This is a genomic window from Acinetobacter sp. CAU_H_29a_1 (assembly GCF_058599505.1).
The window spans coordinates 3,088,636-3,113,634 of sequence record NZ_CM178655.1 but is presented as its reverse complement, the minus strand read 5'-3'; the positions used below and the strand labels follow the sequence as shown (position 1 = coordinate 3,113,634).

18 protein-coding genes and 2 pseudogenes are annotated in these 24,999 nt (G+C 43.2%); 8 read left to right on the top strand and 12 right to left on the bottom strand.

What is annotated here, in order from left to right; all coding sequences use genetic code 11:
- Positions 1-14: 14 nt before the first annotated feature.
- Both AC4MDD_RS15625 and AC4MDD_RS15620 read right to left on the bottom strand, forming a co-directional pair.
- Positions 15-1,856 (bottom strand): long-chain-acyl-CoA synthetase, encoded by a 1,842-nt coding sequence (locus AC4MDD_RS15625; RefSeq protein WP_491881978.1) that lies wholly within the window; start codon positions 1,854-1,856, stop codon positions 15-17.
- A gap of 170 nt (positions 1,857-2,026) precedes the next feature.
- Positions 2,027-5,512, bottom strand: a complete 3,486-nt coding sequence (locus tag AC4MDD_RS15620) for an Rne/Rng family ribonuclease (protein WP_491881977.1) — start codon at positions 5,510-5,512, stop codon at positions 2,027-2,029.
- 757 nt (positions 5,513-6,269) lie between these two features.
- Here AC4MDD_RS15620 and AC4MDD_RS15615 point away from each other — a divergent pair.
- Positions 6,270-7,208, top strand: coding sequence for an RluA family pseudouridine synthase (locus AC4MDD_RS15615; protein ID WP_004692575.1), 939 nt, complete (start codon positions 6,270-6,272; stop codon positions 7,206-7,208).
- Between the two features lie 270 nt (positions 7,209-7,478).
- On the top strand, positions 7,479-8,147 hold the full coding sequence (locus AC4MDD_RS15610; protein ID WP_078388581.1) for an HAD-IA family hydrolase: 669 nt from the start codon (positions 7,479-7,481) through the stop codon (positions 8,145-8,147).
- 262 nt (positions 8,148-8,409) lie between these two features.
- Here the strand turns inward: AC4MDD_RS15610 and AC4MDD_RS15605 are convergent, their stop codons facing one another.
- Positions 8,410-9,087: a DUF1345 domain-containing protein gene (locus AC4MDD_RS15605; protein WP_114392485.1), complete on the bottom strand. Its 678-nt coding sequence runs from the start codon at positions 9,085-9,087 to the stop codon at positions 8,410-8,412.
- A 306-nt stretch (positions 9,088-9,393) separates the two neighbouring features.
- Complete coding sequence (gene hcaR, locus AC4MDD_RS15600) at positions 9,394-10,293, bottom strand: DNA-binding transcriptional regulator HcaR (protein WP_058868857.1); 900 nt, start codon at positions 10,291-10,293, stop codon at positions 9,394-9,396.
- 318 nt (positions 10,294-10,611) lie between these two features.
- On the opposite strand from hcaR, the gene AC4MDD_RS15595 reads away from it, so the two are divergent.
- The 3 genes from AC4MDD_RS15595 to katG all read left to right on the top strand — a co-directional run bounded on the left by AC4MDD_RS15595 (position 10,612) and on the right by katG (position 15,300).
- Positions 10,612-11,550, top strand: coding sequence for a cation diffusion facilitator family transporter (locus AC4MDD_RS15595; RefSeq protein WP_004978899.1), 939 nt, complete (start codon positions 10,612-10,614; stop codon positions 11,548-11,550).
- 70 nt (positions 11,551-11,620) lie between these two features.
- On the top strand, positions 11,621-12,676 hold the full coding sequence (locus tag AC4MDD_RS15590; protein WP_491881976.1) for an MBL fold metallo-hydrolase: 1,056 nt from the start codon (positions 11,621-11,623) through the stop codon (positions 12,674-12,676).
- A gap of 431 nt (positions 12,677-13,107) precedes the next feature.
- Positions 13,108-15,300: a catalase/peroxidase HPI gene (gene katG / locus AC4MDD_RS15585; RefSeq protein WP_491881975.1), complete on the top strand. Its 2,193-nt coding sequence runs from the start codon at positions 13,108-13,110 to the stop codon at positions 15,298-15,300.
- 119 nt (positions 15,301-15,419) lie between these two features.
- Here the strand turns inward: katG and AC4MDD_RS15580 are convergent, their stop codons facing one another.
- The 5 genes and pseudogenes from AC4MDD_RS15580 to AC4MDD_RS15560 all read right to left on the bottom strand — a co-directional run bounded on the left by AC4MDD_RS15580 (position 15,420) and on the right by AC4MDD_RS15560 (position 17,926).
- A complete protein-coding gene (locus tag AC4MDD_RS15580; protein WP_335343051.1) occupies positions 15,420-15,821 on the bottom strand; it encodes an NF045616 family extracytoplasmic (lipo)protein in 402 nt (133 codons plus the stop codon).
- Positions 15,818-16,516 (bottom strand): annotated as a pseudogene (locus tag AC4MDD_RS15575) (zinc protease). The gene AC4MDD_RS15580 and the pseudogene AC4MDD_RS15575 overlap by 4 nt, the downstream one beginning before the upstream one ends.
- The gene (locus AC4MDD_RS15570) at positions 16,506-16,856 is read right to left on the bottom strand and encodes a hypothetical protein (RefSeq protein ID WP_228267817.1); all 351 of its coding nucleotides are present in this window, start codon (positions 16,854-16,856) and stop codon (positions 16,506-16,508) included. The pseudogene AC4MDD_RS15575 and the gene AC4MDD_RS15570 overlap by 11 nt, the downstream one beginning before the upstream one ends.
- A 6-nt stretch (positions 16,857-16,862) precedes the next feature.
- Positions 16,863-16,925 (bottom strand): annotated as a pseudogene (locus AC4MDD_RS15565) (PAAR domain-containing protein); the annotation flags it as partial.
- Positions 16,926-17,299: 374 nt separating this feature from the next.
- Complete coding sequence (locus AC4MDD_RS15560) at positions 17,300-17,926, bottom strand: TetR/AcrR family transcriptional regulator (RefSeq protein WP_491881974.1); 627 nt, start codon at positions 17,924-17,926, stop codon at positions 17,300-17,302.
- Between the two features lie 78 nt (positions 17,927-18,004).
- On the opposite strand from AC4MDD_RS15560, the gene AC4MDD_RS15555 reads away from it, so the two are divergent.
- Complete coding sequence (locus AC4MDD_RS15555) at positions 18,005-19,657, top strand: acyl-CoA dehydrogenase family protein (protein WP_491881973.1); 1,653 nt, start codon at positions 18,005-18,007, stop codon at positions 19,655-19,657.
- A 6-nt stretch (positions 19,658-19,663) separates the two neighbouring features.
- Here the strand turns inward: AC4MDD_RS15555 and AC4MDD_RS15550 are convergent, their stop codons facing one another.
- Complete coding sequence (locus AC4MDD_RS15550) at positions 19,664-20,800, bottom strand: DUF389 domain-containing protein (protein ID WP_125275009.1); 1,137 nt, start codon at positions 20,798-20,800, stop codon at positions 19,664-19,666.
- Positions 20,801-21,082: 282 nt separating this feature from the next.
- The gene (locus AC4MDD_RS15545) at positions 21,083-21,535 is read right to left on the bottom strand and encodes an Lrp/AsnC family transcriptional regulator (RefSeq protein WP_491881972.1); all 453 of its coding nucleotides are present in this window, start codon (positions 21,533-21,535) and stop codon (positions 21,083-21,085) included.
- 150 nt (positions 21,536-21,685) lie between these two features.
- On the opposite strand from AC4MDD_RS15545, the gene AC4MDD_RS15540 reads away from it, so the two are divergent.
- Together AC4MDD_RS15540 and AC4MDD_RS15535 are read left to right on the top strand one after the other, a co-directional pair.
- Complete coding sequence (locus AC4MDD_RS15540) at positions 21,686-22,300, top strand: LysE family translocator (protein WP_279681161.1); 615 nt, start codon at positions 21,686-21,688, stop codon at positions 22,298-22,300.
- Between the two features lie 186 nt (positions 22,301-22,486).
- Complete coding sequence (locus tag AC4MDD_RS15535) at positions 22,487-22,675, top strand: DUF7230 family protein (protein WP_151835510.1); 189 nt, start codon at positions 22,487-22,489, stop codon at positions 22,673-22,675.
- Positions 22,676-22,681: 6 nt separating this feature from the next.
- Here the strand turns inward: AC4MDD_RS15535 and ptsP are convergent, their stop codons facing one another.
- Positions 22,682-24,979 carry a phosphoenolpyruvate--protein phosphotransferase gene (ptsP, locus tag AC4MDD_RS15530; protein ID WP_004978924.1) on the bottom strand — a complete coding sequence of 766 codons (2,298 nt, stop codon included), beginning with the start codon at positions 24,977-24,979 and terminating at the stop codon, positions 22,682-22,684.
- Positions 24,980-24,999: the final 20 nt, after the last annotated feature.

Sequence of the window (24,999 nt, the reverse complement as noted above, 5' to 3'; positions counted from 1 at the left end):
CAAGCAATTCGAGTTTAGAAGCGATATTGATAGGCTTGAATGTTATCAAAGACTTGTTGCGTTAAATCTGCATAGGCACTGCTGTTGGGTAACAGGACCAGCAAGCGTTCATCCGTTTTTTTCGGGTCAAAGGCTTGTTCTTTGAGCTTGTTCTTTTGGTATTTAAACGTTCCCGTAGTTTCAACTTGCTTTTGTACGCGTAAGAAAACGGGTACAGCATAGGCAGGCAGACATTTTTTAAAGCTCACGAGCATTTGAGCTAAATCCTGCTCATTCAGTTCAGCGCCATCTGCCAGTGTAATCGCAGCCATCCCCACACGACCATTGGTGTTTGGAATTTCAACCCCATAAACCACAGCTTCGGTGATTTTGTCATATTCACTAACCATGTTTTCAACTTCAGTCGTGGACACATTTTCGCCTTTCCAGCGGAAGGTATCGCCTAAGCGGTCGACGAATTGGGCATGACGGAAACCAATGTCGCGGACTAAGTCCCCTGTGTTGAAGTAAGCATCTCCAGACTTGAAGACATCTTTAAGAATCACTGATTTATTTTTTTCAGGGTCGGTATAGCCATCAAAAGGGGAGCGGCGAGTAATTTTACCGATCAATAAACCAACTTCGCCTTTTTTGACCTTGATACAGCCACCTTTGGCATCATAAACAGGCGCATTTTTTTCTTTATCAAACTGGATAATGGCATAAGGCGTGGGTGAAAAACCGACAGTGTTGTCAAAGTTAAATACATTGCTAAAGCCGACATTGCCTTCACTTGATGCATAAAGCTCTAAAATTTCTTCAATACCAAACCGCTGTTTGAATTTGTCCCAAATATTCGGACGCATGCCATTGCCGATCATTTTGGTGACACGGTGGCCTTTTTCTAACGCTGAAGGTGATGCATCCATGAGGTAGCGACATAACTCACCAACATAACCAATCGCAGAGGCATCGAACTTTTGCACATCTTTCCAAAAAGCAGAAGTGGAGTATTTACGGCGTAAAGCCAAGGTGCCAGCACCTGCAATCACGCCACACCAACACACCACAATGCCTGTTGCATGGTACAGCGGCAAGGTGACATACATCACATCGTCTTTGCCGAGGTTGAGTACGTGCCCGTAGGTTCCATAAGCCAATGTCCAGCGGCTATGCGTGAAAATAACGGCTTTAGGTAGACCTGTTGTGCCTGAGGTATAAATATAAAACAAGCCATCTTTACCTAGCACACTGTGTGTGGTTGGGGTGTTGAACTTGGCAAAGGCATCAATTTTTTCAGCAAGATTACTAAAACCTTGTGGTGCAAGGCCTGCATCTTTTTGGGTTTCTTGGTCGGCAAACCAATAGAAACGATCCGCAGTGAGATTTAGATCATGACGGATTTCATCAACTGCGGCACGGCATTCTTCACCCACGATGACTGCAATGGGTTTGACCAGATTAATACTATGCGCCAGCACTTTACCGACTTGAGAGGTGTTGACTAAAGCCGCAGTAACGCCAATTTTGGCAAGTGCAATCACGGTTGCAACCAATTCAGGACGGTTTTCAATCATCACTGTGATGACATCACCCTTTTTTGCCCCGATGGATAAAAAATAATGCCCGATTTGGTTTGCCCATTCGTTGAGGGCTTGGTAGCTAAATTTTTGATCTTCAAAAAGCAAGGCCATACCGTGAGGGTTGCGCTTCACTGCTTTTTCAAAAGCAATCCCGAGGCCTGCTGGGGTGTTTGGGGTACGTAAATATGCTTGCTTTAATCCACTGAGTAAGTTGGGAACTTTACTGATGAATTGAGGAAGTTTTGCTGCAACGTCAGTAATACCAATGAGGTCATGTGATGGGTGTTGGCTCATATGAATCCTAATTATTTTATGCAATCCAATGCGTTTGAATAGTGCTCAGTTTCTACACTTGTTCTTTTAATCGTTTCGGTCTAGTGCAATCAACCTAATCTGACGAAAATAACAAAAAAACCTAGCCACTGACATGACTAGGTTTTTAAAATTTACAACTCTAGGGCGAATTACGACTCAGTCGGGCTCGCTTTTTTCGGTGGACGACCACGTGGACGACGTGGGCGAACTGGCTTGTCCGAGTCTGATTTATCCGACTCGTCCGCAGCTGTTTCCGCTACAGTTTCAGTCACTTCTACTTTTTCAGCTTGCTTTGATGCTCTAGGCGCTTTGGCTTGAACTGGAGCAACAACAACTTCCACTTCTTCAACCGCAGCTACATCAGCCATGCTTTTCACTTCACTGCTTTCAACGGCAATAGGCGCTTCGCTTTCTGTTACAAGAGCAGGCTCGTTTTCCTCTGGAGTTACAGCAGGTGCAGCTTCAGCAGCAGGCGTTTCTGCAACAATCGCTGTTTCAGGCGCTGACGATTCAGCAACAGGTGCTGTTTCACGTGCTTGTTTGGCTTGTTCAGCAGCAAGTTTAGCTAGACGACGACGCTCACGCGGGTCATTTGCAACACGTTGTTCAGACACAGGTGCAGGCGGTGTCAGGTCCAATACTGGAACTGGCTCTGCTTCAGGCTGCGCTTTTGTGATTTCAACATCACGGGTGACCGGTTTTTTCTCTGCTTCAACAGCAGGCGTTGTCACAGTTTTGCTTAACGTTGCTGCATACTCTTCAGTAAATTTCTGAAGGGCACGGTTGAAGGTTGGAATTAAACCAAACTGCTCAATCAGCACTGAACAGTCTTCACCATAGACATGGCGAATCAAGCTGCTGATGGTGTACTGACCTAAAGTTGGCACCTGTGAAGGTGTGAGTTTAGGTGTTTCAGTTTGCTGTGTGTGTGAAGCGCGTTGTTGGCGACGGCGTTGGCGTGGATCATTGCTGGCACGTTTTACGCTTTCACGTGGTTTTTGCTCTGCTTGTTGTTCAGCAGGTGCTGCTACAACTTCAGTTGCTTTCTCCTGTACCACTTTCTCAGCTTTTACTTCAACTTCTGCTTTCGCAACAGCCGCTTGCTGAGGCTTGGTTTCGGTTGCAGTGTGTGCAGGCGGAGTTAATGCCACGATTTCACTTTGCGCTTGATCGACATTGACCACATGGGCTGTTGTGATCATTTCTTGACGCGGCGCTTCAATCAACTCAACTTTAACTTGAGGTTCTTGAACCACAGCTGGCGCTGCTTCAGTCGCTTGCTCATTCAGTACACTTGGGTCGCGGTGGCGATTTGGGCGCTCTGGACGAGGTTGGTTACGGCGGTCACGACGTGGCATTGCATTTTGCTGTTCGTTTTGAACATCAGTGTTTTGCTGTTGCTCACCGTGTTGGCGACGTGATGATGAACGCTTGTTTTCACGCGGTTCCTGACGTTGCTGTTCACTGCGCTCTGGACGGTCTTGACGTTGTTGTTCACCGCGCTCAGAACGTTGTTCATGACGGTCTTGGCGTTGTGGTTCATTGCGTTCAGGACGTTGTTCATAACGATCTTGGCGTTGTTGATCTTGACGAGAGACCTGCACAATTTCTTCATGAACTTGGTTGTCATGTTGCGCATTTTGCTCACGTGACTCTTTGTGCTTATTAGGGCGCTTTTTGTTGTGGCGTGTGCCACGTTCTTCTTTCTCTACATGCTTATCTTCACGGTGTTCAGATTTTGCATGAACAGGTGCAGCGCTTATGTAGACATTGTTGCTTGGTGCAACTGGTGCCGCAGCAGGCGTGCCAACTTGACCAAACTGACCACGACTCACTGCACCACCATTCACCATTTGCTCAATGGCTGCAGCAGCATTATTTGCAGAACGTGATTGATCGACAGTCGCAGCTTGTTTTTGCACAAACAAGTTTTCTAACCATGCACATGGGCTGCTTGAAGGTGCAGTCTGAGCAGGGGTTTGTTGAGCGACTTGTTGTTGTGGCGCGTTGTTACGAGGTTTTTTGTTGCCTTTTTCTTGTTGTGCAGGCGCAGGAGCGGCATGTTGATGCACATGATCTGCACCATCTAAATGCCATTCTGATGACTCGTAACCCAACTCTTTTTCGCTTGAACGTGTTGCTTCTGTACGTTCATAGCTGGTTGGTGCAAAGCCTTCAGGGTTATACGAAATTTCGTAATGCGGAGTTTCTAAGTGTGGGTGCGGAAGCACAGTCACACGAACACCTGAGGTTTGTTCGAGGTAAACCAACGTGTGACGCTTTTCATTCAATAAGAAGGCTGCAATTTCAACAGGAACCTGTACTTGAACTTCACCATGACGTTCACGCAGCGCAATTTCTTCTACTTTACGCATGATTGAAAGCGATAATGAGCGTAAGTCACGAACCATACCTGTGCCATGACAGCGCGGGCAGACATAACCTGTTGCTTCTTCAAGCGAAGGGCGTAGACGTTGACGGCTCATTTCCATCAAGCCAAAACGAGACAATTGACCGAATTGGATACGGGCACGGTCGCTTTGTGTTGCTTCGCGAAGTTTCGCCTCAACCATACGTTGGTTGCGGTCTTTGGTCATGTCGATAAAGTCGATCACGACCAAACCACCAATGTCACGTAAACGCAGTTGACGTGCAATTTCTTCCGCTGCTTCAAGGTTGGTATTGAGCGCTGTATCTTCAACATCACTACCACGGGTTGATTTTGCAGAGTTAATGTCGATTGACACTAATGCTTCGGTTTGGTCAATAACGATTGAACCGCCTGAAGGAAGTTTAACTTCACGTTCATAAGCGGTTTGAATTTGGCTTTCAATACCAAAATGAGCAAATAATGGCTCATTTAGCGTATAAGTTTTTAGCTTGTCGATTTGACGAGGCATGACTGCTTTTACGAAGTTATATGCTTCGTTATAGGCTTGCTCTGAATCAATTAAGATTTCAGCAACATCATCACGTAAATAATCACGAATCGCACGCGTCACCACCCCCGCTTCTTGGTGAACCAACATTGGTGATGGACCAGAACTTGCTGTATTTTGGATTTGCGCCCAAAGATCAAGTAAGTGCTGTAGGTCGAGTTGTAATTCTTCTTGAGAACGGCCAATACCCGCAGTACGTACAATCACGCTCATGCCACGAGGTACATTTAACGACGCCAACATTTCTTTCAATTCTTCACGTACTGAACCTGAAATTTGACGGCTAATACCACCACCTTTCGGGTTATTTGGCATAAGTACCAAATAGCGACCAGCTAAAGAAATGAAGGTAGAGAGGGCAGCGCCTTTGTTACCACGTTCTTCTTTTTCAACTTGAACCAGAAGCTCTGTGCCTTCAGTGATCAATTCGCGAATGTTTGAAGTTTGGCGTGGGTCTGCTTGGTAATATGAATTTGCGATTTCGCGCATAGACAAGAAGCCTTGACGTCCCGCACCATATTCAACAAAGACGGCTTCTAAAGAAGGCTCAACGCGAGTCACGTGACCTTTATAGATATTGGATTTTTTTTGTTCACGGGTACGATTCTCTAAGTCAAAATCGTAAAGACGCTGCCCAGTGACAAGTGCAACGCGAATCTCTTCTGCATGTGTTGCATTAATCAACATACGTTTCATGGGTGTAACACCTAATAGTGATACACAGCAAACTATCGCTAAACACGTAGCGAACATCAAACATCACGGACCAATTTTGCTCAGATCTCAAATAAACCGATTGTGGTCTGAGTTTTATTACCTGCCTTTTTGATCGGCTTCGGTTTTGATTCACATATTGATGATGGCAATACGGCTTCAATCTTTAAACGATTAAAGTCTCCTGCGCGTTTCACTGGCGGACAAGCGGTGCATTGGATGTAAGTAACTTTCACTGTCACATTTGCTCGAAGAGCAACCCTTCTTTTTGGATAGGGTGTCTTGATACGGAATTATCATCGTACCTTTACAACTGAACAGATCCATATGCATCAACGCTGTGGCCTGAATACGACATCAGGGAGCGACTAATCTGATGTATATCAGTTTACGTTTAAAAACCAACCTTCGTTGGTCACATATTTTTTTGGGGCAAACTGATTTATGTGCAGATGCACAATTAAACCTAACAGTTTGCTGTTTTGCCGATATAATAAGCCTTCGGCGTCGGCATAATTCTTTTGGGACCGTTCCAAGCTGAGTTGAGTTATTTTCTTAACTATTCAATTTAAAATTGAAATGATTAAGCTTTTGACTCACTTATGGTGGTATCCGTGCGCTGACTATATCAAACCTTGTACCATCTGCCTATGGGCTAAGCTAGTCTTTCTTGTGTAAAGCATAGCCTAAATGGTCATTTTTTATTCAAATTCCGTATTTTTTAGGTCGCAGTAACTGTATGAATTCTACCCAACAATGGCAAAACGTGACGTGGTTTGAAGTGGACGAGCATCAAGCAGGGCAACGGATTGATAACTTTTTATTTAGCCGTTTAAAAGGTGTGCCTAAAAGTCGTATTTATCGCCTGATTCGTGAAGGTCAGGTTCGCGTGAATAAAAAGCGTATAAAAGCAGAAACTAAGCTGTCTATTGGTGACCAGATTCGTGTGGCCCCGATTCGCTATGAACAAAAAGATGAAAATGCGGCCCCTGTTTCTGACAAAGTAGCACAGAGTTTACTCAGCCGTGTGGTGTATGAAGATGAAGGCTTGATGGTTGTCAATAAACCATCTGGAATTGCTGTACATGGCGGCAGTGGCGTGGCTTATGGTCTGATTGAAGGCTTACGTGCGGCAACAGGTAAAAAATATTTAGAACTGATTCATCGTATTGACCGTGATACCTCAGGTTTGGTGATGATTTCTAAAAAGCGTAGTGTGTTAAAAAGCTTACAAGACATGTTGCGTGAACACAAAATTAAGAAAACTTACGCTGCTGTAGTCAAAGGTGTGGTGAGTTTAGACAAGCAGTTAATTGATGCGCCTTTGCACCGTTATGAACTGGCCAATGGTGAACGTCGTGTGCGTGTGTCGAGTGAAGGTAAAGAGTCTAAAACACAGTGGAATGTGGCTGAGCGCTTTATGCATGCAACCTTAGTTTATGCATCGCCGCTTTCAGGGCGTACCCATCAAATTCGTGTACATGGTTTAAGCATCGGTCATCCACTGGTAGGTGACGATAAATATGGTCATGAAACGGAATATAAAGGGCCGAAGCCACGTCGTTTATGTCTGCATGCAATGCGTTTAGACATCCCTGGTTATGCGCCGATTGAAGCACCTTTGCCTGAAGATATGCAGAGTATTGTGGCGCAGTTAAGAGCGCAGAAGAAGGATTAAACCTTTTCCCTCTCTTTCTGAGAGAGGTGATAAAGTCATGACTTTTGTTGGTTGTGATTAATTTAAAATGATGTTGTATTGGTCATCTTTAATTTTAAAGATGCAAAGTAACAAAAATCTTTTGTTGAGCTGATGGAACATCCTGAACGCGCTTTAAGCACTGCTTTAAAGCGAAGTGCAAGTCAGCTCAACGGCGACATCCTTTTCGCCTTCGTGTAGCAAATGCATCGTGTAAATTGTCTTTGTAAAAGTAAATATTGGAACCCCAGCATGAACAAACCTGTAGAACTGATTATCTTTGATTGGGATGGGACTTTATTTGACTCTGTGGGGCAGATTGTGGCGAGTTTATTGTTTGCCGCGCAGCAATTTGCACAACCTTTAACTGCTGATGCAGCAAAAAGTATTATTGGTTTAGGTTTGCCAGAGGTTGCGCAGCGATTATTTCCTCAAGTGCCTGAGCTACATACTGAGATTTTGCAATGCTATGCCGAGCATTATGTGGCGAACTCGAAAGGTGATGTCTGGTTCGACGGCGTAGCCGATATGTTGAATGGCTTACGTGAAGCGGGTTTACAGTTGGCGGTGGCGACAGGTAAAAGTCGTAAAGGCTTAGATCGAGTATTGGCTCAAACACAGAGCCAAACACTATTTGTGACAACGCGTGCTGCCAGTGAGACTAAATCTAAACCGCATCCTTTAATGTTGGAAGAGATTTTAACTGAAACGGGTGTGTCTGCTGAACGCGCGATTATGGTCGGTGATACCAGTTATGATCTAGAAATGGCGCGTAATATTGCCATGCCGAGAATCGGGGTGAGTTATGGGGTGCATACAGCTGAAACGCTCAGACAATATCAACCTTTGGCCATCGCGGATGATGTGCCGAGCTTGCAGCAGCATTTATTACAATATGTTGACCTTAAACAAGTGATTTAACTTGAGTGATCTAAACATATGGCCTGTAGATGATGGTCAGAGTGAGCCTGCCTGTTTTGGGTCGATCATCTTCAAAGCTTTTGTCTTCAGTATGTTTTAAGGCTGATGAGCGGTTGATTTAATTGTTGGGTTTGTGATTTGAAAAAGCTCTTTCATTGGGAGCTTTTTTTTGTGATGTTATCGTCGAAAGGACTTCAATGATCGTCTTTATATTGGGTGGTTGTCATTTGAGAGGATGACAAAAAAATAAAAAACAGGGTGCTTAGAGCGTGATAAAACCCGCCGCGACATTGATGCTAATGGCGAGAATAGAGGTGTTAAAACCATAAGCCAAAATAATGTGCAGAATATTCAGAATACGCATCGAACGTGAGGTAATGGAAACATCCGCGGTTTGCGCAGAAGTGCCAATCACATAACTAAAATATAAAAAGTCGGGATAGGTCGGTTGAGCCGTTTTGGGAAAGTCTAAGCCTGCATCTTGTTGGTCTGCGAGAGCCAGATAATAGTCATGTGCATAATGAATGGCAAACACGGTATGCATAAAGAACCATGCACTAATAATAGTGAGTAAGGACAGCGCTAAGTGCCCATATTTGATGGTTGGGTCATTTGGGAGGTGAGTCAATTCCAATACAATCGCAATTAAGCACATGAGCAAAGTCATGATCACCAACAGTAGAATGATCCATTTACTGGCATCTTGCTGTTGTGCATGTTGCAGAATGTGCCGATGGTCAACAGACCACAGGGTAGTCATGGTTTTGACTAAATAACTTGAGACGGCGATATTCCAACTGATCAATAAATTGGTCGACCAAGACCAGTCGGTAAATGTATTCAGCAGCGTATAAAAAACAGCAGTCAGCAAAAAGCTAATGAAAAAGAAGGGGCGAAATTTCATTGCTGTTTTTAAACGCTGCAAAGTGGGCATCGGCATAATTTTCTCCTTCTTCGTTTTATTTTTTTCGTGCAGCTAAAGTCGCAAGATCTACTTCAGTATCAGTCTGTGTTCGGACTTCAGCTGTAGGTAACTTGACAAAGGCCTGTTTTTCTTAGCCTATCCTAGCTTAAAAAGAATGCAAAATGAAAAAGCGAGATGTCATCGACATCACTGAAAAACAAAAGGGTGAAAATACGCTTGTCTTACAGCGTATAGTTCTATGAGAAAGGCGTGTAACTATTTATTTTATTTAGAAAATAGTGGCGCGCCGAATGAGATGAATAATTAGGACTCACTGCGGATTTATTCGCGGTTAATATCCAAATAAAATACCCGAGTCAGTAATTCTATAAATTTAGTCACTGCCAGTGAGCTGTTATTTTTACGATAGTTCACATACAGATCCAAATACGGCAGCTCAACCTCAAGTGGACGAATTACCGTGTTGTTCATGCTAAGTGGCGCAACATAACCAGGTAAAATTGTACAGCCGAGCCCCAAGCCAATCGCATTGATATTGAATAGAATATTGTCCGCTTTTTGCACAATGTTGAATTCGACATTATGAGCTTTGGCAAATTCTAAAATGGTCTGGTGTAAAGTCTCTGACTGCTCGGCTGCGGGAATAATAAAATCAATGCCATCTAATGCTTTAACCGGAATTCGCTCGTATTGGGCCAAAGGATGGTCTTTTGGCAACAGGAAAATGAGTGGTTCACGCAGTACAAACTGGCTTTCAATTTCATCACTATGGACATTATTTCGCGTAAAGCTAATGTCCAACTCCCCTTTTTTTAGCAAACGTAGTTGCTCAGTATTGTTCATACTGAATAACTCAATTTTTAACTCTGGGTTTTGTACTCGTAAATTGGGCAGTACATAAGGAAAGATTTTCATTTCCGCCACAGGGACAAAACCAATGCGGAGCATCTGCTGTTTGGCCTGTGACACTTGGCGTGCCATAGCAACCGCTTTGTCTGCCTGAGCTAGGGTGAGACGTGCTTGTTCAAGGAAAACAGCGCCTTCTTCCGTGAGTTCAACTTTTCGCTTGGTTCGATACAGTAACTGTACACCGACATCTTCTTCAAGGTCTTTGATTTGCTGACTTAAGGAGGGTTGAGCGGTATAAAGTTTCAGTGCTGCTTTACTAAAGTTCAGTTCTTCAGCAACAGTAATGAAATAGCGAAGGTGTCTAAGTTCCATATAAATAACCCACTGACTAATCCAAAAAATGTCTTACCATGACTGCCGTAAAGTATAATCGATAAACAACAATGCCGTGAAGATGATTCAATTATTTAGAAAATAAATGATCTCGGGTTGATTTTTGAGACTTTCGTATATGAAATAACAGGTTTAATAATTGCTAAAAGGTATTAATTAAATACTAGAAATAGTTCATTCCAATCACCTGAAAATCAGGTGAGGTGAACTACATAAAAATACAGTTGCGTTTTGCCGAAATTGGATATGATAAAAACATAAATATAATTTAATTGAACATACGGGCTAAAAATCGATATGGCAGATTCAAATAAACTGGTGGTCTATGCCGCGCTGTTGGGGAATTTAGCCATTGCGCTGGTAAAATTTATTGCGGCTTATCTGACCAATAGCTCTGCCATGTTGAGTGAAGCGATTCACTCTGTTGTAGATACCTTAAACGAAATTTTACTGTTATATGGACTGAAGAAGTCAAATAAACCTGCCAATTTTAATCATCCTTTTGGCTATGGGCGAGAGCTGTATTTTTGGGCCTTCATTGTATCTCTTATGGTCTTTGCCTTAGGGGCATTGGTGTCTATGTACAATGGGATCATGCACATTTTGCATCCTGAACCCATTTTAAACCCGACCATCAATTATGTTGTACTTGGCTTTGCATTTGTAAGTGAGGGGACTTCATGGTGTGTTGCCCTGAAAGTATTTCGTAAGGCCAAAGGTCAGCAAGGTTATTTTGAGGCCTTTCGTCGCAGTAAAGACCCCACCACGTTTACCGTTTTGTTTGAAGACTCTGCCGCATTAATTGGTCTATTGATTGCCTTTCTCGGTATTTATTTGGCACATCGTTTAAATATGCCTGCACTGGATGGGGTGGCGTCCATTCTGATTGGGCTGGTTCTGGCGGTGTCTGCTTTTCTACTGGCTCGAGAAACCAAAGGTTTGCTGCTTGGTGAGACCGCAGACCTGCATGTACGGCAAAATATCTTAAAAATTGCCCAAGACGATGAAGGCGTACTGTCGGCCAACGGCTTACTGACCGAACAAATGGGTGCCAAACAGGTTTTGGCCTCATTGAGCGTGGAGTTTGAAGATCACCTCACTACCGATGAGATAGAAGCGTGCGTCAATCGCATTGAAGCAAAAATTAAACAAAATCATCCTGAGATTGTGGCACTCTTTGTTAAGCCGCAATCAAAAAAAGTGTGGTTAGAGCGAATGCAAGGACGCTTGGAATAGGTTAAGGTAGAGGTCAGTTTTCAAAACTGGTCCTGTTACTGGTGTATTGCAATAAAGATAACGACGTTAAATGAAGCCAAAATCAACTGAACTCCATTATCAAATTCCGACTGAAAATACCATGTCCCATACATGGCGGCAGCCCGAATTTCAGTTCCTACACTCCGACCATTATAACGGGACTCGCTTTGTCAATTCGGTTCATCGACCTGAGGGCCGTAGTCGAGGCGACTTGCTGAAATGGTTGATTAAGCGTAAATCTTCGACATGGAATGTGGATGTGGCGCAAGAGTATGCGCACTTTCATGCCGATAAAAAAAGCCTGCCACAAGATCGGCCTCATGCCGATTTAAATGATTGGCAGGTTTGGTTTGTGGGGCATGCCACGGTATTACTTCAAATTGGGCCCTATAACTTATTGACCGACCCTGTGTGGGCTGAACATGTTAGTCCGAAGCAAGGGCGAGGTCCACGCCGTGTTATGCCTGCTGGCATTGCCTTGGAAGATTTACCGACCATCCATGCAGTGCTTTTGAGCCATAACCACTATGATCATATGGATATTGCCAGTCTGAATTGGTTGTATGAGCGTTTCGCCATGCCCATTTATACAGGTTTGGGCAATGGATGGTATTTACCCAAGCACTTACAAGTGCTGGAAATGGACTGGTGGCAGTCGGCACGTCTGCATGATTTAAAACTGGTCTATACCCCAGCACAGCATGGTTCTGGCCGTGGGCTGCGTGATCAAAACCGTGCGTTATGGGGTGGGTTTAATATTCACTGTGGCGCTGACTATGCTTATTTTGCGGGCGATACGGGCTATTCACCGCACTTTAAAGAGCTGCATCAGCGTTTTGGCGCACCGCGAATTGCGTTACTGCCTATCGGGGCGTATGAACCGCGTGAGCTGATGCGCTATATGCATATGAATCCGCAAGATGCCTTTCAGGCACATAAAGACCTGCATGCCAAATGCTCGATGGCCATTCACTATCGTACCTTTCAGCTAACCGATGAAAGCCGTGAACAACCTGAAATTGACTTGAAAGTGGCAATGAAAAATAGCTCGAAGCTGATGAATCCGTTTGTTTGCTTAAGAGAAGGTCGACGTTTAAGCGTGTAATGAACGCTTTAAGTATAAGATCAGGTGATGGCTGGCAAAACAGTCATCACCAAGAGCATAACGACATCACCAAAATATCTTTCAAAAAATCTAAAAACCGAAAGTATGCCTCTTTTTTGTTTAATTTTTACTCAATTTGAGCCGCGCTCATTGCTGGTAAGGCTTGTCTAAGTTTTAATCGATAAACTCAATTGAAAATGTCCATCAACCTCGTATAAAAAGCCTTTCTTTTTGCTGTGTTTTCATCGGATCTTATCTTGTTGAAAAGTTAAAATTCTTTCTTTCTTAAATATTTACATAGAAGAATCCGATTGTTTTTATTCTTAAAACTCGCTTTAGATTGTCATCAAAAGGGGCTATGTTAGAACAGTAATAATTACTTTAAACGGTTCATGATAATCATAATTTGATGATCAAATTTGGAGCTCGACATGACACAGAATATGCAAGCATCAGGTTGTCCATTTCACCAGAAAGATGGTGGACAAACGAGTTTAGCCAGCACCAATAATTCTGATTGGTGGCCCAATGCGCTCAATCTCGACATCCTGTCGCAACACGATAAAAAAACCAACCCGATGGATCCTGATTTTGACTATGCAGCTGCATTCAAATCATTGGATTTAGAAGCGGTGAAACAAGATCTCCGTGAACTCATCAACAGCAGCCAAGAATGGTGGCCATCTGACTATGGTAGTTACATTGGGATGTTTGTACGTACCGCATGGCACTTGGCGGGTTCTTACCGTAAACAAGATGGACGTGGCGGCGCTAACACAGGGAACCAACGTTTTGCACCCCTCAACAGTTGGCCTGATAACGTCAACACCGATAAAGGCCGTCGCCTACTATGGCCAATCAAACGTAAATATGGCAACAAAATTTCATGGGGCGATTTAATCGTTCTTGCTGGGACTGTAGCTTATGAAGAAGCAGGCCTGAAAACCTTTGGCTTTGGTGGTGGTCGTCTAGATATTTGGGCACCCGAAAAAGACATTTACTGGGGTGAAGAGCGTCAATGGCTGGCACCAACGGCAAACCGTTATGCCAATGACCAAGACCGTAAATCGCTTGAAAATCCATTAGCTGCGGTACAAATGGGATTAATCTACGTCAATCCAGAAGGGGTTGATGGCGTCCAAGATCCACTTCGTACTGCACAAGACATGCGTGTCACTTTTGACCGTATGGGAATGGATGATGAAGAAACTGTAGCACTCACTGCGGGTGGTCACACCGTAGGTAAAGCGCACGGAAATGGTAAAGCCGAAAACTTAGGGGCAGATGTCGAAGGCGCAGACGTGGAGTTCCAAGGTCTCGGTTGGCATAACTCAGAAGGTACAGGCAATGGCGCGAACACCATGGTCAGTGGTTTAGAAGGGGCTTGGACCACACACCCGACCAAATGGGATAACGAGTTTTTCTATCTGCTGTTCACTTATGAATGGGAAAAAACCACCAGTCCTGCGGGTGCGAAACAATGGGAACCGATTAACATCAAAGAGGAAGATAAACCTGTTGATGCACATAACCCGAATGTACGCCGCAACCCAATGATGACCGATGCCGATATGGCGCTGAAAATGGACCCTGAATACCGTAAAATTTCAGAGCGTTTTTATGCAGATCCAGCTTACTTGTCTGAAGTGTTTGCGCGTGCGTGGTACAAGCTGACTCACCGTGACATGGGACCAAAATCTCGTTACTTAGGTGCAGATGTGCCGAATGAGAATCTGATTTGGCAAGACCCAATTCCATCGGTCGATTATGTTTTGTCTGAAGCTGAAATTGAAGACTTAAAAGCGAAGTTGCTAAATAGCGGTTTAACTTCGGTTGAATTGATTAATACTGCTTGGGATAGTGCGCGGACTTTCCGTGGTTCCGACTACCGTGGTGGAGCCAATGGGGCGCGTATTCGTCTTGCACCACAAAAAGACTGGGTGGGCAATGAGCCTGAGCGTTTAGCCAAAGTTTTGGCGAAGCTTGAAGAAATTCAAGCAAGTCTAGCGAAAAAAGTCAGCATTGCAGACTTGATTGTACTGGGTGGTACGGCAGCGGTTGAAAAAGCGGCACACGCTGCGGGTGTGAATATCAAAGTTCCGTTCCTTGCAGGCCGAGGTGATGCGACTCAAGAGCAAACAGATGTGTATTCTTTTGAAGATTTACTCCCTAAGCATGATGGTTTCCGTAACTGGGTCAAAGAAGATTACAGCGTACAGCCTGAAGAAATGTTGTTAGACCGCGCACAATTACTCGGTTTGACTGCACCTGAAATGACGGTTCTCGTCGGTGGTATGCGTGTACTCGGCACAAACTATGCAGGTACACCAGAAGGTGTGTTGACTGCTCGTGTGGGTATACTCAGCAATGACTTCTTTGTGAACTTAACGGATATGAAATATAACTGGAAACCCGTGGGTAAAAACCGTTATGAAATTGTAGACCGTGCGACAGGGGCAACCAAATGGACGGCGACACGTGTAGATTTAGTGTTTGGTTCAAACTCGATTTTACGTTCATATGCAGAAGTGTATGCGCAAGATGACAACAAAGAGAAGTTTGTAAAAGACTTTGTTGCAGCTTGGGTGAAAGTAATGAATGCTGACCGTTTTGACGTCAAGTAGTTTAATTGAAATAAAAAACCGTCCTTTAGGACGGTTTTTTAGATTGCAATATATTGATATTATTAAATTTTGTATGGCGTGAATTATGTTAATTTTAAAGTGGATTAATGCGATAGGAGTTATTCACATGTGCTTTTTCCAGCCTCTACCTGTTTAATACTAATACCGCTGTTATTTTCTAAAATACAAATTTGAGAGTTAAATGACTTATTAATAGTGCTTAAAGTAATTGTATAAGCTAAATTTTTTTCTAACTTATCTAATGGGATAGCTATACAATTTTTTTCACTAATAGGTAAGTCTGTTTTTGAGTAAGATTTTTCATATTCACTTTGATATTCTTTAGAAAAGTCAATTTTTGCAAAATGAACTAGAAAATTATCTTTTCCATAATCTTTAGATTCATTCGTGAAAAGACATAAATTATCATTAATAATTTTTGTATTAAGATCTCGACTCTGCTGATTACAACCTATAAGCACCATTGCTACAAAACTATATATTATTTTTTTCATAATCACGATTTCGGTAATAAATTTTTATTTGAGGGGGTAAGTAAAAAATCTCTTAATATTTTCTCAACATAGCCTAATAATTGTAAACTTTTTTGATGATGATCCCGTTTGGGATTAACTTTTTGTAAATAACAAGCATCAAACCAAAACTCAATAATTCTACCTTGTTGTTCAAAGTTAAAATCTTGAAATTTTTTATTTAAATCTCGACCTCCTCAGTCCGTGTCATAGGCTTCTAACTCATTGTCCGAGTCAACAGAATTGACCTCCGAAGTATATCCTCCTTTACATAATTGTTTTATCCCAAGCCAACCAGTTGATGTCCCCATTTGATATTGCCAAACATGTACCATTTCATGAATAAACCAATGACGGTTTTCACCTGTAGCTTTGCTATAGTCAGGTGTTTTTAAGTAATCATCTTTCGGTAAATAGATTTCCCCAGCAGGCGTCATGGCATTACCTGTTTTTGTATGTATTAAGCCACCTAAATGTATCCAGACCTTAGAGTAATCAATTGCATCTTTAAAAATCAGGCGAGACATAGCTATTTCACCAGAAGTTAACTGTCTTTTACTTCCGACTTTAATAATAGTAGCAGCTTGATTTTTCATCTCTGCATCTATTTTTTGTAATTTAGAAGTTATACTCTTTAAAACAGTATTTTTAGGATTTCCTCTGCCTGTTACTCTATTCGCCATGTTCATGATCCTCTAAAATTATTCTTATTTCTAGTTCTTCTTCTGTTTCACTAGTAATAAAATGAGTAAACCCTTCTTTATCCGTTTTACCGTGGAAAGTTTCACCATTCATGTATATTTCATAACATACATTAGCTAAAGGTTCTCCTGTTAACTCATCCTGTAGTACAAATTTTTGTCCGTATTTAAAATTAGGTTCAGCTACAAAACTATTAGTATTATTAGATACAATTTTTGGACTACTAGCCCCACTACTCATCACAGCTAAATCAGAAATTTTTAAATATTTTGATCCACAACTAGAGGTATCACCAACAGCAACAATGCTTTTTCCACCCACGACCATAAAACCTTGATTAGAAGCTATTGCACGTGATTGAACCTTACATTTAGGGCAAAAATGAGTCATACCATCAAGATGTACTGCCTTACCTTCGACTAAAAAAGATGAGTCACCTAAAACAATGATTCAACCATGATCTGTTTTACAACCTACTGTGATTAATGCTTTCATTTATTTTTTATAATTTTTTAACGATATTGTTATTCAACCATAAGAATTAAACGATACAAAATTCCAAGGAATACCCTGAAATATTGATTCCATTTTAGATAATAGGGCTTATATGAACCTAATTTAAATATTATTTTATATATCAGTAGTTTATAATTTAAAGGTAAGCACAGAAAATCATGGGAAAGCAATTTTTAGACAAATAGTATTTTTTGTAAGCAGTTTAGTTATGTTTTGCCAATCAAAAAGGATCTTTAAGTTAAAAAAAGCTATTTATATTCAAACTTAAGTTTTCCTAAACTTTGAAGAATATCTCCTTCCAACATTACCCACTCCTCAAACTCAGGCTCGACCAACAAAGTCTGCGACACAAAGCCATAACACACCCGCTGTACATTTAAACTGATTCGCTTGAGTTGCACTTCATCTTCAATATAAGGCTCAAGGATGCTGCGCCACATCTGCACCATCATTTCATAACTCTTTCGATAGCTTTCAATGTTTGAAACCTGCCGTTCCAGTAGAAAAGTCTGTGCCCAGAGAAACTGTCGAGCCTGAATCTGCTCAAGCTGAAAGTGAATAATTTGCTGTAAATAGTCCTCAAAACTCAATTTTGTGGATAACTCCATCAGGCTTTGTGCATAACTTTTTAGCTGCTCCGCATTAGTTTTCACATGCTGGTGAATGGTCAATGCAACCAAATCTTCCTTCTTTGAAAAGTACTCATAAAAGGTACCCAAACCGACACCCGCCACATCGGTAATTTCCCGAATGGTAATTTCGTGCGCATGGCGCTCATGCAAAAGCCGAACAAAACTTTCTTGCAAAGCTTCTTGGGTGAGCTTGGCTCGCGACTGGCGCGGTCTACGGCGGACTTGGATCTCAGGATTCTTCATAGCACAAAGCTGAACATGGCAGACACAATTTTTCTCTATACTGAAATGAAAAGCACAGCATAACAAGAGCAAAGTGATATGAATACCGCATGGATGACCCATCAAATCAGCAATCAATTTGATGAACTGGAAAATTACAACTTGTTTGAAACCGATACCGTTTTAAAAGAAATTCTCACTCGTTATGGTAGTCAGGATCAGGCAAGACTCACAGAGATGGGCAAAGTTGTTGGTTCAGCGGAATATTATGACTATGCCGATCTCGCCAATAGGCATACGCCTATTTTACACGCCTTTGATGCTCGCGGACGCCGTAAAGACTTTATCGAGTTTCATCCTGCATGGCATAAATGGATGGGGTTAAATCGTCAGTTCGATACTCATGCACATCCGTTTAATCAGCCCAATTCATCCTCAAAATGGGTCGAGTGGGCAGCGCGTTTTTATTTGGCAGGGCAGGTGGAGTGTGGAAACTTGTGCCCAAATTCGATGACCTTAGGCAGTATTCCACTGATTCAACGCGAACCTGAACTGTGGGCTAAAATAGGCGATAAGTTACTTTCGACCGAATACGATGAACGTGATGTGCCGATTAGCCAGAAAAAATCGATTTGGCTAGGCATGGGCATGACCGAAAAGCAGGGCGGTTCGGATGTGCGTGCCAATGAAACCATTGCTGTGCCAGTCGCCGAGTCAGGGCGTGGTCAAGCTTATTTGCTCACAGGGCATAAATGGTTTTTCTCTGCACCTATGTGTGATGTGCATTTGGTGGTGGCAAAGACGGAACAAGATGGTTTGGCCTGTTTCTTTGTACCGCGCTGGCTGGAGGATGGCACCAAGAATCCGATCCATATCCAACGGCTAAAAGACAAAGTGGGCAATCGTAGTAACTCCAGCTCGGAAGTCGAATTTAAAGAGGCGTGGGGCATCATGATTGGGGAAGCTGGACGCGGTATTCCCACCATCATTGAAATGGCGAACTATACCCGTTTGACCTGTTCGGTGGGCAGTACTGCCATGCTTAGACAAGCCTTGGTGCAATGCATTGCCTATACCCGTCAGCGCAAAGCCTTTGGTAAGCATTTGGCTGAACAACCGCTAATGCGCGCCGTATTGGCAGATTTAGCCTTAGAAACAGAAGCGGCGATGCAACTCAGTTTTCATTTGGCACATTGCTATGAAGCGGAGGATGCGCTGTCCGTAGCATGGAAACGTATTATGACCCCAGCGTCGAAGTTCTGGATATGTAAACGTGCAGTTGAGCTGACAGGGGAAATGATGGAAATCTTTGGTGGTAATGGCTATGTCGACAACGGCATCATGGCACGTATTTTTAAAGAAGCCCCAGTCAATACCATTTGGGAAGGCTCAGGCAATGTCATGTGTTTGGATGTGCTGCGTGCTATCAGCAGTGATGTAGAGTCGATTGAAATCCTGTTTCAAGATTTGGCCACCACGGCTATGCAAGATGAACAGTTGAAACAAGAGCTGCAAAATCTATTTCAGTTGTTCCAACAGACACCTGAAGTACTACAATTTATGGGGCGCAGTTTGGTCAGCCGTTTAGTGATTTTGGCACAAGCAGTCCTGCTGAAACGGCATGCACCAGACTATGTGGCTGATGGCTTTATTCAAAGCCGTTATAGTCCATTTCATGGTCGGGTTGTCGGGATGCTTGAAATGAAACAACCCGACGTAGAACGACTACTACATAGAGCATTTTCAGCTTAAAGAACGTTATTGTACTGAAAGCTTTTGCGCCTCATCTTGTTCGAGTTTGACGTTGGGGCTGTCTTCAGCCTGAATAATATCAATCGGAATAAAGCGGACTTGAACAATGCTTGGGTTATCGTTCAAGTCTGGCAATAGCTTTTGATTGAGTGCTGCAATTTGCGCTGGGCTAGGCGGAATATCTCCACGGATAGAGACACGAACTAAAGTGAAACCCTCTTTTTTATCGTATTGGATGGTATCAATAATATTATTGGCGTGGTTGAGTTCTGTGCTAATGGTCGCCTCGGTACTGCTTTCGTACAGCCGTGTATTGAGCAGCGCATAAAAGTTGAGTGAGAGATAAATCCCTAAAAGTGCCAAGAACATTAGGCTAACAGCATTACGTTTGAGAAATTCTTTGACATTACTCTGCACTTCTTCGGTGGAACCCCGTCTAAAGCCTGCAATCCAAAGGACTAAAGATGAGCTAATCTGAATGGCGAAGATGTTGGTCACCGCCAGTAAAAATGCATTGGCTGAGTTTTTCCATTCCATATGCGCAAATAAAATCCCGCTGGCCACCAAGGGCGGAACTAAGGCCGTCGCAACGGCGACACCCACCACGGCCACAGACAGGCGAGGGGATACTGAGGCAAAAGCACCTGCGGCACCCCCTGCTAAAGCAATCATCAAATCCAAAATGGTTGGCTGCGTGCGCGATAAAATTTCATTGGTCATAGGCAGGTCATAGTTCACCAGCCCTAAAATGATCCCAATGCTATAAATCATAGCAACGCCAAGTAACAAGGTCGACAACGCGGTTTTAAACAGCAGCCATCGGTTATCAATTAACGCCAAGGCAATACCTGAAATTGGCCCCAGCATCATGGCAACCAACATCGCGCCAATCACTACCGCAGCCGAGTTGGACAGTAGTCCATAGCCTGCTATGACAGCAGCCAAGGCATTCATAATGAAAAAGGTTTTGCTTGGCAGTGCATCCGCTTGGATATTCAAGCGGACTTTTTGGTGGTCAATTTTTTTGGAGTTTTCGCGCAAGGCCTGCTTATAACGAATTTTTTCTTTTAGAAACTCATACTTTTCTTGGTCAGGTGTATCTTTGACCACAATGGTTGCATCTTTGTCTTTTTCGAGTGGCATGATGATGCTCTTATTCTGTATGTGATTAAGATTTAATCTAGCGCTTTTATCACGGGAAGCAAACAAAAAAATGGTGAGAAATAATATGATTCACGCTTCAATTTAGAATATGTTCTAGCCACTTTCTTTTTATTGAAACGAGGCTTATCGATTTTGCTGAACATCACTCAGTTACAAAGGTTTTTTAGTTCAGAGCAGGACAGATCTGCTTGAAATCGCGAAATCATCCATAAAAAGATAGATCAATTACAGATGCTTAGCTGATCCTAGAGCATATTCTTGTTAGAACAAGACCCTACGATTGGAAATAATATTTTTCATTACCATGGTGGAGATGAGACGTTGCACATTGGGGAGTGCTGACAAGTGCTCATCATAGAGTTTTTGATAACTTTCCAAGTCATAGGTAACGACATGCAGCAAGTAGTCGGGGTCGCCAAAAAGTCGCTGCGCTTTCACAATTTGCGGAACCTTAAGAATCGCCTCTTCAAGACTGAGCACCGAATCTTTATCGCCATTTTTGAGCGTCACAAAAACAATGGTGGAGAAATTCAAGCCAAGCTGGGAGATATCCAACTGTGCGCGATAGCCTTTGATAATACCTGCATCTTCTAAGGCTTTGACTCTGCGGTGACAGGGAGAGAGGCTAAGTCCTACCTTATGGGCCAGTTCCGTGACAGATAAACGACCATCGGCTTGTAGTTCAGCAAGAATCTTCTTATCAATTTTATCCATGTGGAAGAATCTCCCCTTTTTAGGCGTTATTGCACAAATATTTGAAAGCACATTTTAGAGCCTAAAGGATATCCTTTCAAAATTATTTGATACAGATCATGTTTTGATTGGATTAAACCTCAAAACGGTGATGGATAAGAGAGGAAAGGGATGTCACTGAATATTATGATTGCATTTTGGGGTGTTTCGATCCTGTTTGTGATGACACCAGGTATAGATTGGGCCTATGCTATTTCGTCGGGGATACAGGGCAAAAGAGTCTTGCCTGCGGTAACCGGGTTATTAACAGGGCATTTGATGGCGGCACTGATTGTTGCAGCGGGTGTGGGCACATTGGTGACCAGTCAGCCCGTATTGCTTCAAGTACTCACGGGCGTTGGGGCTGTTTATTTGCTGTGGATGGGGCTGAGTTTATCGATGCGTCCTGCGAGTATTAGCAGTGATCAGGTTGCCATTGCATCTTCAAAGTCATGGTACATTCGAGGCGTTTACTTGAGTGGATTAAACCCGAAAGTCCTGCTGTTATTTTTGGCTTTATTGCCGCCCTTTATCGACCCGCAAGCGGCTTTGTCGCCCACCTCTCAAATTGTTTTATTGGCGGGAATTCACCTTATGAGTTGTGCGGCTGTTTATTTCTTGGTTGGATTTAGTGCGCAGAAAGTTTTGGGCACACGCCCACAGGCTGCTAGGGTGGTCAGTCGAGTGTCAGGGGTATTGATGATGTTGATTGCGATGATTTTATTGTTAGAACAGTTTTATGTCTAAGCGATATTTTAAGCATATGGATCAAAGGCAGTGCAAAATAAAGCATTGCTTTGACCTGAAACTGAATTGGAAAATAGCGAATGGGATGGACATAGGCCTAGCCAAAATCGCTTGTAATACGTTCAAAAAGGCGTAAAATTTCTACCGCATCATCAGTGAGATGATCATATCCACAAGGTGAAAAAAATGGCAAAGAAGAAAGCTGAGCCAAAAGTTGTGATTCACAACTTCGTGGCTAAACACATGCATGAAGTCAACCAAAGCCAAGTCTTTGTAGACCGAAAGAAAAATGCAAAACGAGGCTATGACAAGCACAAAAAAGGGAGATATTCAGATGATTATCTCCCTTTTTTAATGTCCTTTCTTTGGGTTTAAAGACCTTTAAGCCGTCACAATACGTGTTGCTGACTTGACCATGTCGGCCAAACCATGGGTTTTAAAATAATATTCCATCTGACTTTTCACAATGAGTGGATTACTCATTTTCAAGGCACGTTCTAGCAATTCGACCGCATCTGGCATTGGGACATGACAAATGGCTTTGCGTACACGCAGAATGTTGCTTGAGCTCATTGATAGGGTATTGAAGCCCATTGCCATTAGTAAGATCGCTGATAAAGGATCGCCCGCCATTTCCCCACAAATACTGACTGGCTTGTTGTACTTATGACACTCTTTGACTAAGCGGGTGAGCGCACGTAAAACCGCAGGGTGGAAATGTGAGTAGACATTAGCAACACGTGGATTATTACGGTCAACGGCCAGTAAATATTGCGTTAGGTCGTTTGAACCCACCGAGAAAAAGTCAACCAACTCGGCAAATTCTTCAATCTGCAATAAGACACTTGGTACTTCGACCATGATCCCGATTTTTGGTTTGGTGATTTTGACCTGTTCTTCTTCTTGCACCGCGACCCAGTCACGCTCCAGTAAGTACAAGGCTTCTTCTACTTCGCTGACACTGGTCACCATTGGCAGTAGAATGTGTAGGTTGTTGAGACCAATACTGGCTTTGAGCATGGCACGAATTTGTGAAGAAAAAATTTCAGGGTGGTCAAGCGTAAAGCGAATACCGCGCCAACCGAGAGCTGAGTTTTCTTCCTCAATTGAGAAATAAGGCAAGTCTTTATCTGCACCGATATCGAGGGTACGCATCACCACAGGTTTGTTGGCAAAATGGCTCAACTGTTGACGATAAATCGCACGCTGTTCTTCTTCACCTGGGAAGCGATCACGCAGCATGAACGGAATTTCAGAGCGATATAGACCAACACCTTTGGCACCGCGTTGTACACCACGGACCACATCAATCATCAAGCCAGTATTGACGAACAGTTTGACTGCAACACCATCAGGGGTGATGGCATCTTTGGTTTCATACTGTTTTAAATCTTTGGCAATCAGTTCTTCTTCTTTTTGAATTTCTTTATAGCGACTACGTAAACGGCGAGGTGGATTAATAAAAACGCGCCCTTGGTGCGCATCGACGATCATTTCCACATCATCAAGGGTATTAATCGGCAGTTCAGTGACACCAACAACGGTTGGAATACCGAGTGCGCGCGCCACAATCACCATATGCGAGTTCATGGCGCCTTCGGTAGTTACGATGGCTGCAATTTTATCGACTGGCAATTCAACCAAGGCTGCGGTTGAGATTTCTTCCCCAATCAGAATACTTTCATCGGTAAGTTCACGGTGGCTGGAGTCGGCTTCTTGCAAATAGGCCAAAATCCGTCGTCCGAGATCTTTTAAGTCCGCGGCACGTTCACGGAGATAGTCATCTTCCATCTGTTCAAACAGATCGATGTGATTATCGATGACGATACGCACTGCACCTTGTGCCCAGTTCCCATCACGAATTTGTTCTTTAATTTCTGCTGGCAGCGCATTTTCATCCAACATACGTAAGAACACGCTAAACAGTGCACGCTCTTCCGCCATGAGGGCATCTTGCATTTTGTCATCAAGCGATTTGATTTCATCACGTACTGAGGTCAGGGCACGATCTAGCAGCTCTAATTCTTCACTGATGTCATCGGCTTCACGGTCAGGGACAGCGGCCAAATCCGCAGGGGGATAGAGAATGACGGCACGGCCTAAGGCAATCCCGCCTGAACCAGGTACCCCTTGGAAGGTTTTGTAGGCAGGTAAATTACTCGGTTTACGAAATACATCGATATTGCCCACTGCATGCGCATGCGCAATGACCCCTGAAAGCTGAGCGCAGAGCGTGACGAGGAAAGATTCCGCAGCTTCACTAAAGTCTTGCGACTCTTTGTTTTGCACCACGAGCACGCCCATGACTTTACGGCGGTACATGACGGGTACACCGAGGAACGAGTTATAAATTTCCTCACCTGTTTCAGGTAAGTACATAAAACGTTCATGTTTCGGTGCATTGTCAAGGTTAACGATTTCTTCACGCTGACCCACCAGACCAACCAAGCCTTCACTGGTATGCAGTGAAACATGGCCGACCGAATCAGGGTTCAAACCTTTCGATGCCATCAACAAATAACGTTGATTGCGTTCGTCGAGTAAATAGATGGAGCAAACATCAACATGCATGGCTTCCGCCACATGGTTGACCATAATGTCGAGTGATTCATGCAAACTGGTGGAAGCATTGATTTCTTGTACAATGCGTCGAAGGGTATCCAGTTGCATATTCGACATCGCGTCTACTCCAAAAATAA

What these genes read in the sequence shown, in the direction of transcription:
- AC4MDD_RS15625 (WP_491881978.1), bottom strand. Translation starts at nt 1,856, where the DNA reads ATGAGCCAACACCCATCACATGACCTCATTGGTATTACTGACGTTGCA.
- AC4MDD_RS15620 (WP_491881977.1), bottom strand. Translation starts at nt 5,512, where the DNA reads ATGAAACGTATGTTGATTAATGCAACACATGCAGAAGAGATTCGCGTT.
- AC4MDD_RS15615 (WP_004692575.1), top strand. Translation starts at nt 6,270, where the DNA reads ATGAATTCTACCCAACAATGGCAAAACGTGACGTGGTTTGAAGTGGAC.
- AC4MDD_RS15610 (WP_078388581.1), top strand. Translation starts at nt 7,479, where the DNA reads ATGAACAAACCTGTAGAACTGATTATCTTTGATTGGGATGGGACTTTA.
- AC4MDD_RS15605 (WP_114392485.1), bottom strand. Translation starts at nt 9,087, where the DNA reads ATGCCGATGCCCACTTTGCAGCGTTTAAAAACAGCAATGAAATTTCGC.
- hcaR (WP_058868857.1), bottom strand. Translation starts at nt 10,293, where the DNA reads ATGGAACTTAGACACCTTCGCTATTTCATTACTGTTGCTGAAGAACTG.
- AC4MDD_RS15595 (WP_004978899.1), top strand. Translation starts at nt 10,612, where the DNA reads ATGGCAGATTCAAATAAACTGGTGGTCTATGCCGCGCTGTTGGGGAAT.
- AC4MDD_RS15590 (WP_491881976.1), top strand. Translation starts at nt 11,621, where the DNA reads ATGAAGCCAAAATCAACTGAACTCCATTATCAAATTCCGACTGAAAAT.
- katG (WP_491881975.1), top strand. Translation starts at nt 13,108, where the DNA reads ATGACACAGAATATGCAAGCATCAGGTTGTCCATTTCACCAGAAAGAT.
- AC4MDD_RS15560 (WP_491881974.1), bottom strand. Translation starts at nt 17,926, where the DNA reads ATGAAGAATCCTGAGATCCAAGTCCGCCGTAGACCGCGCCAGTCGCGA.
- AC4MDD_RS15555 (WP_491881973.1), top strand. Translation starts at nt 18,005, where the DNA reads ATGAATACCGCATGGATGACCCATCAAATCAGCAATCAATTTGATGAA.
- AC4MDD_RS15550 (WP_125275009.1), bottom strand. Translation starts at nt 20,800, where the DNA reads ATGCCACTCGAAAAAGACAAAGATGCAACCATTGTGGTCAAAGATACA.
- AC4MDD_RS15545 (WP_491881972.1), bottom strand. Translation starts at nt 21,535, where the DNA reads ATGGATAAAATTGATAAGAAGATTCTTGCTGAACTACAAGCCGATGGT.
- AC4MDD_RS15540 (WP_279681161.1), top strand. Translation starts at nt 21,686, where the DNA reads ATGTCACTGAATATTATGATTGCATTTTGGGGTGTTTCGATCCTGTTT.
- AC4MDD_RS15535 (WP_151835510.1), top strand. Translation starts at nt 22,487, where the DNA reads ATGGCAAAGAAGAAAGCTGAGCCAAAAGTTGTGATTCACAACTTCGTG.
- ptsP (WP_004978924.1), bottom strand. Translation starts at nt 24,979, where the DNA reads ATGTCGAATATGCAACTGGATACCCTTCGACGCATTGTACAAGAAATC.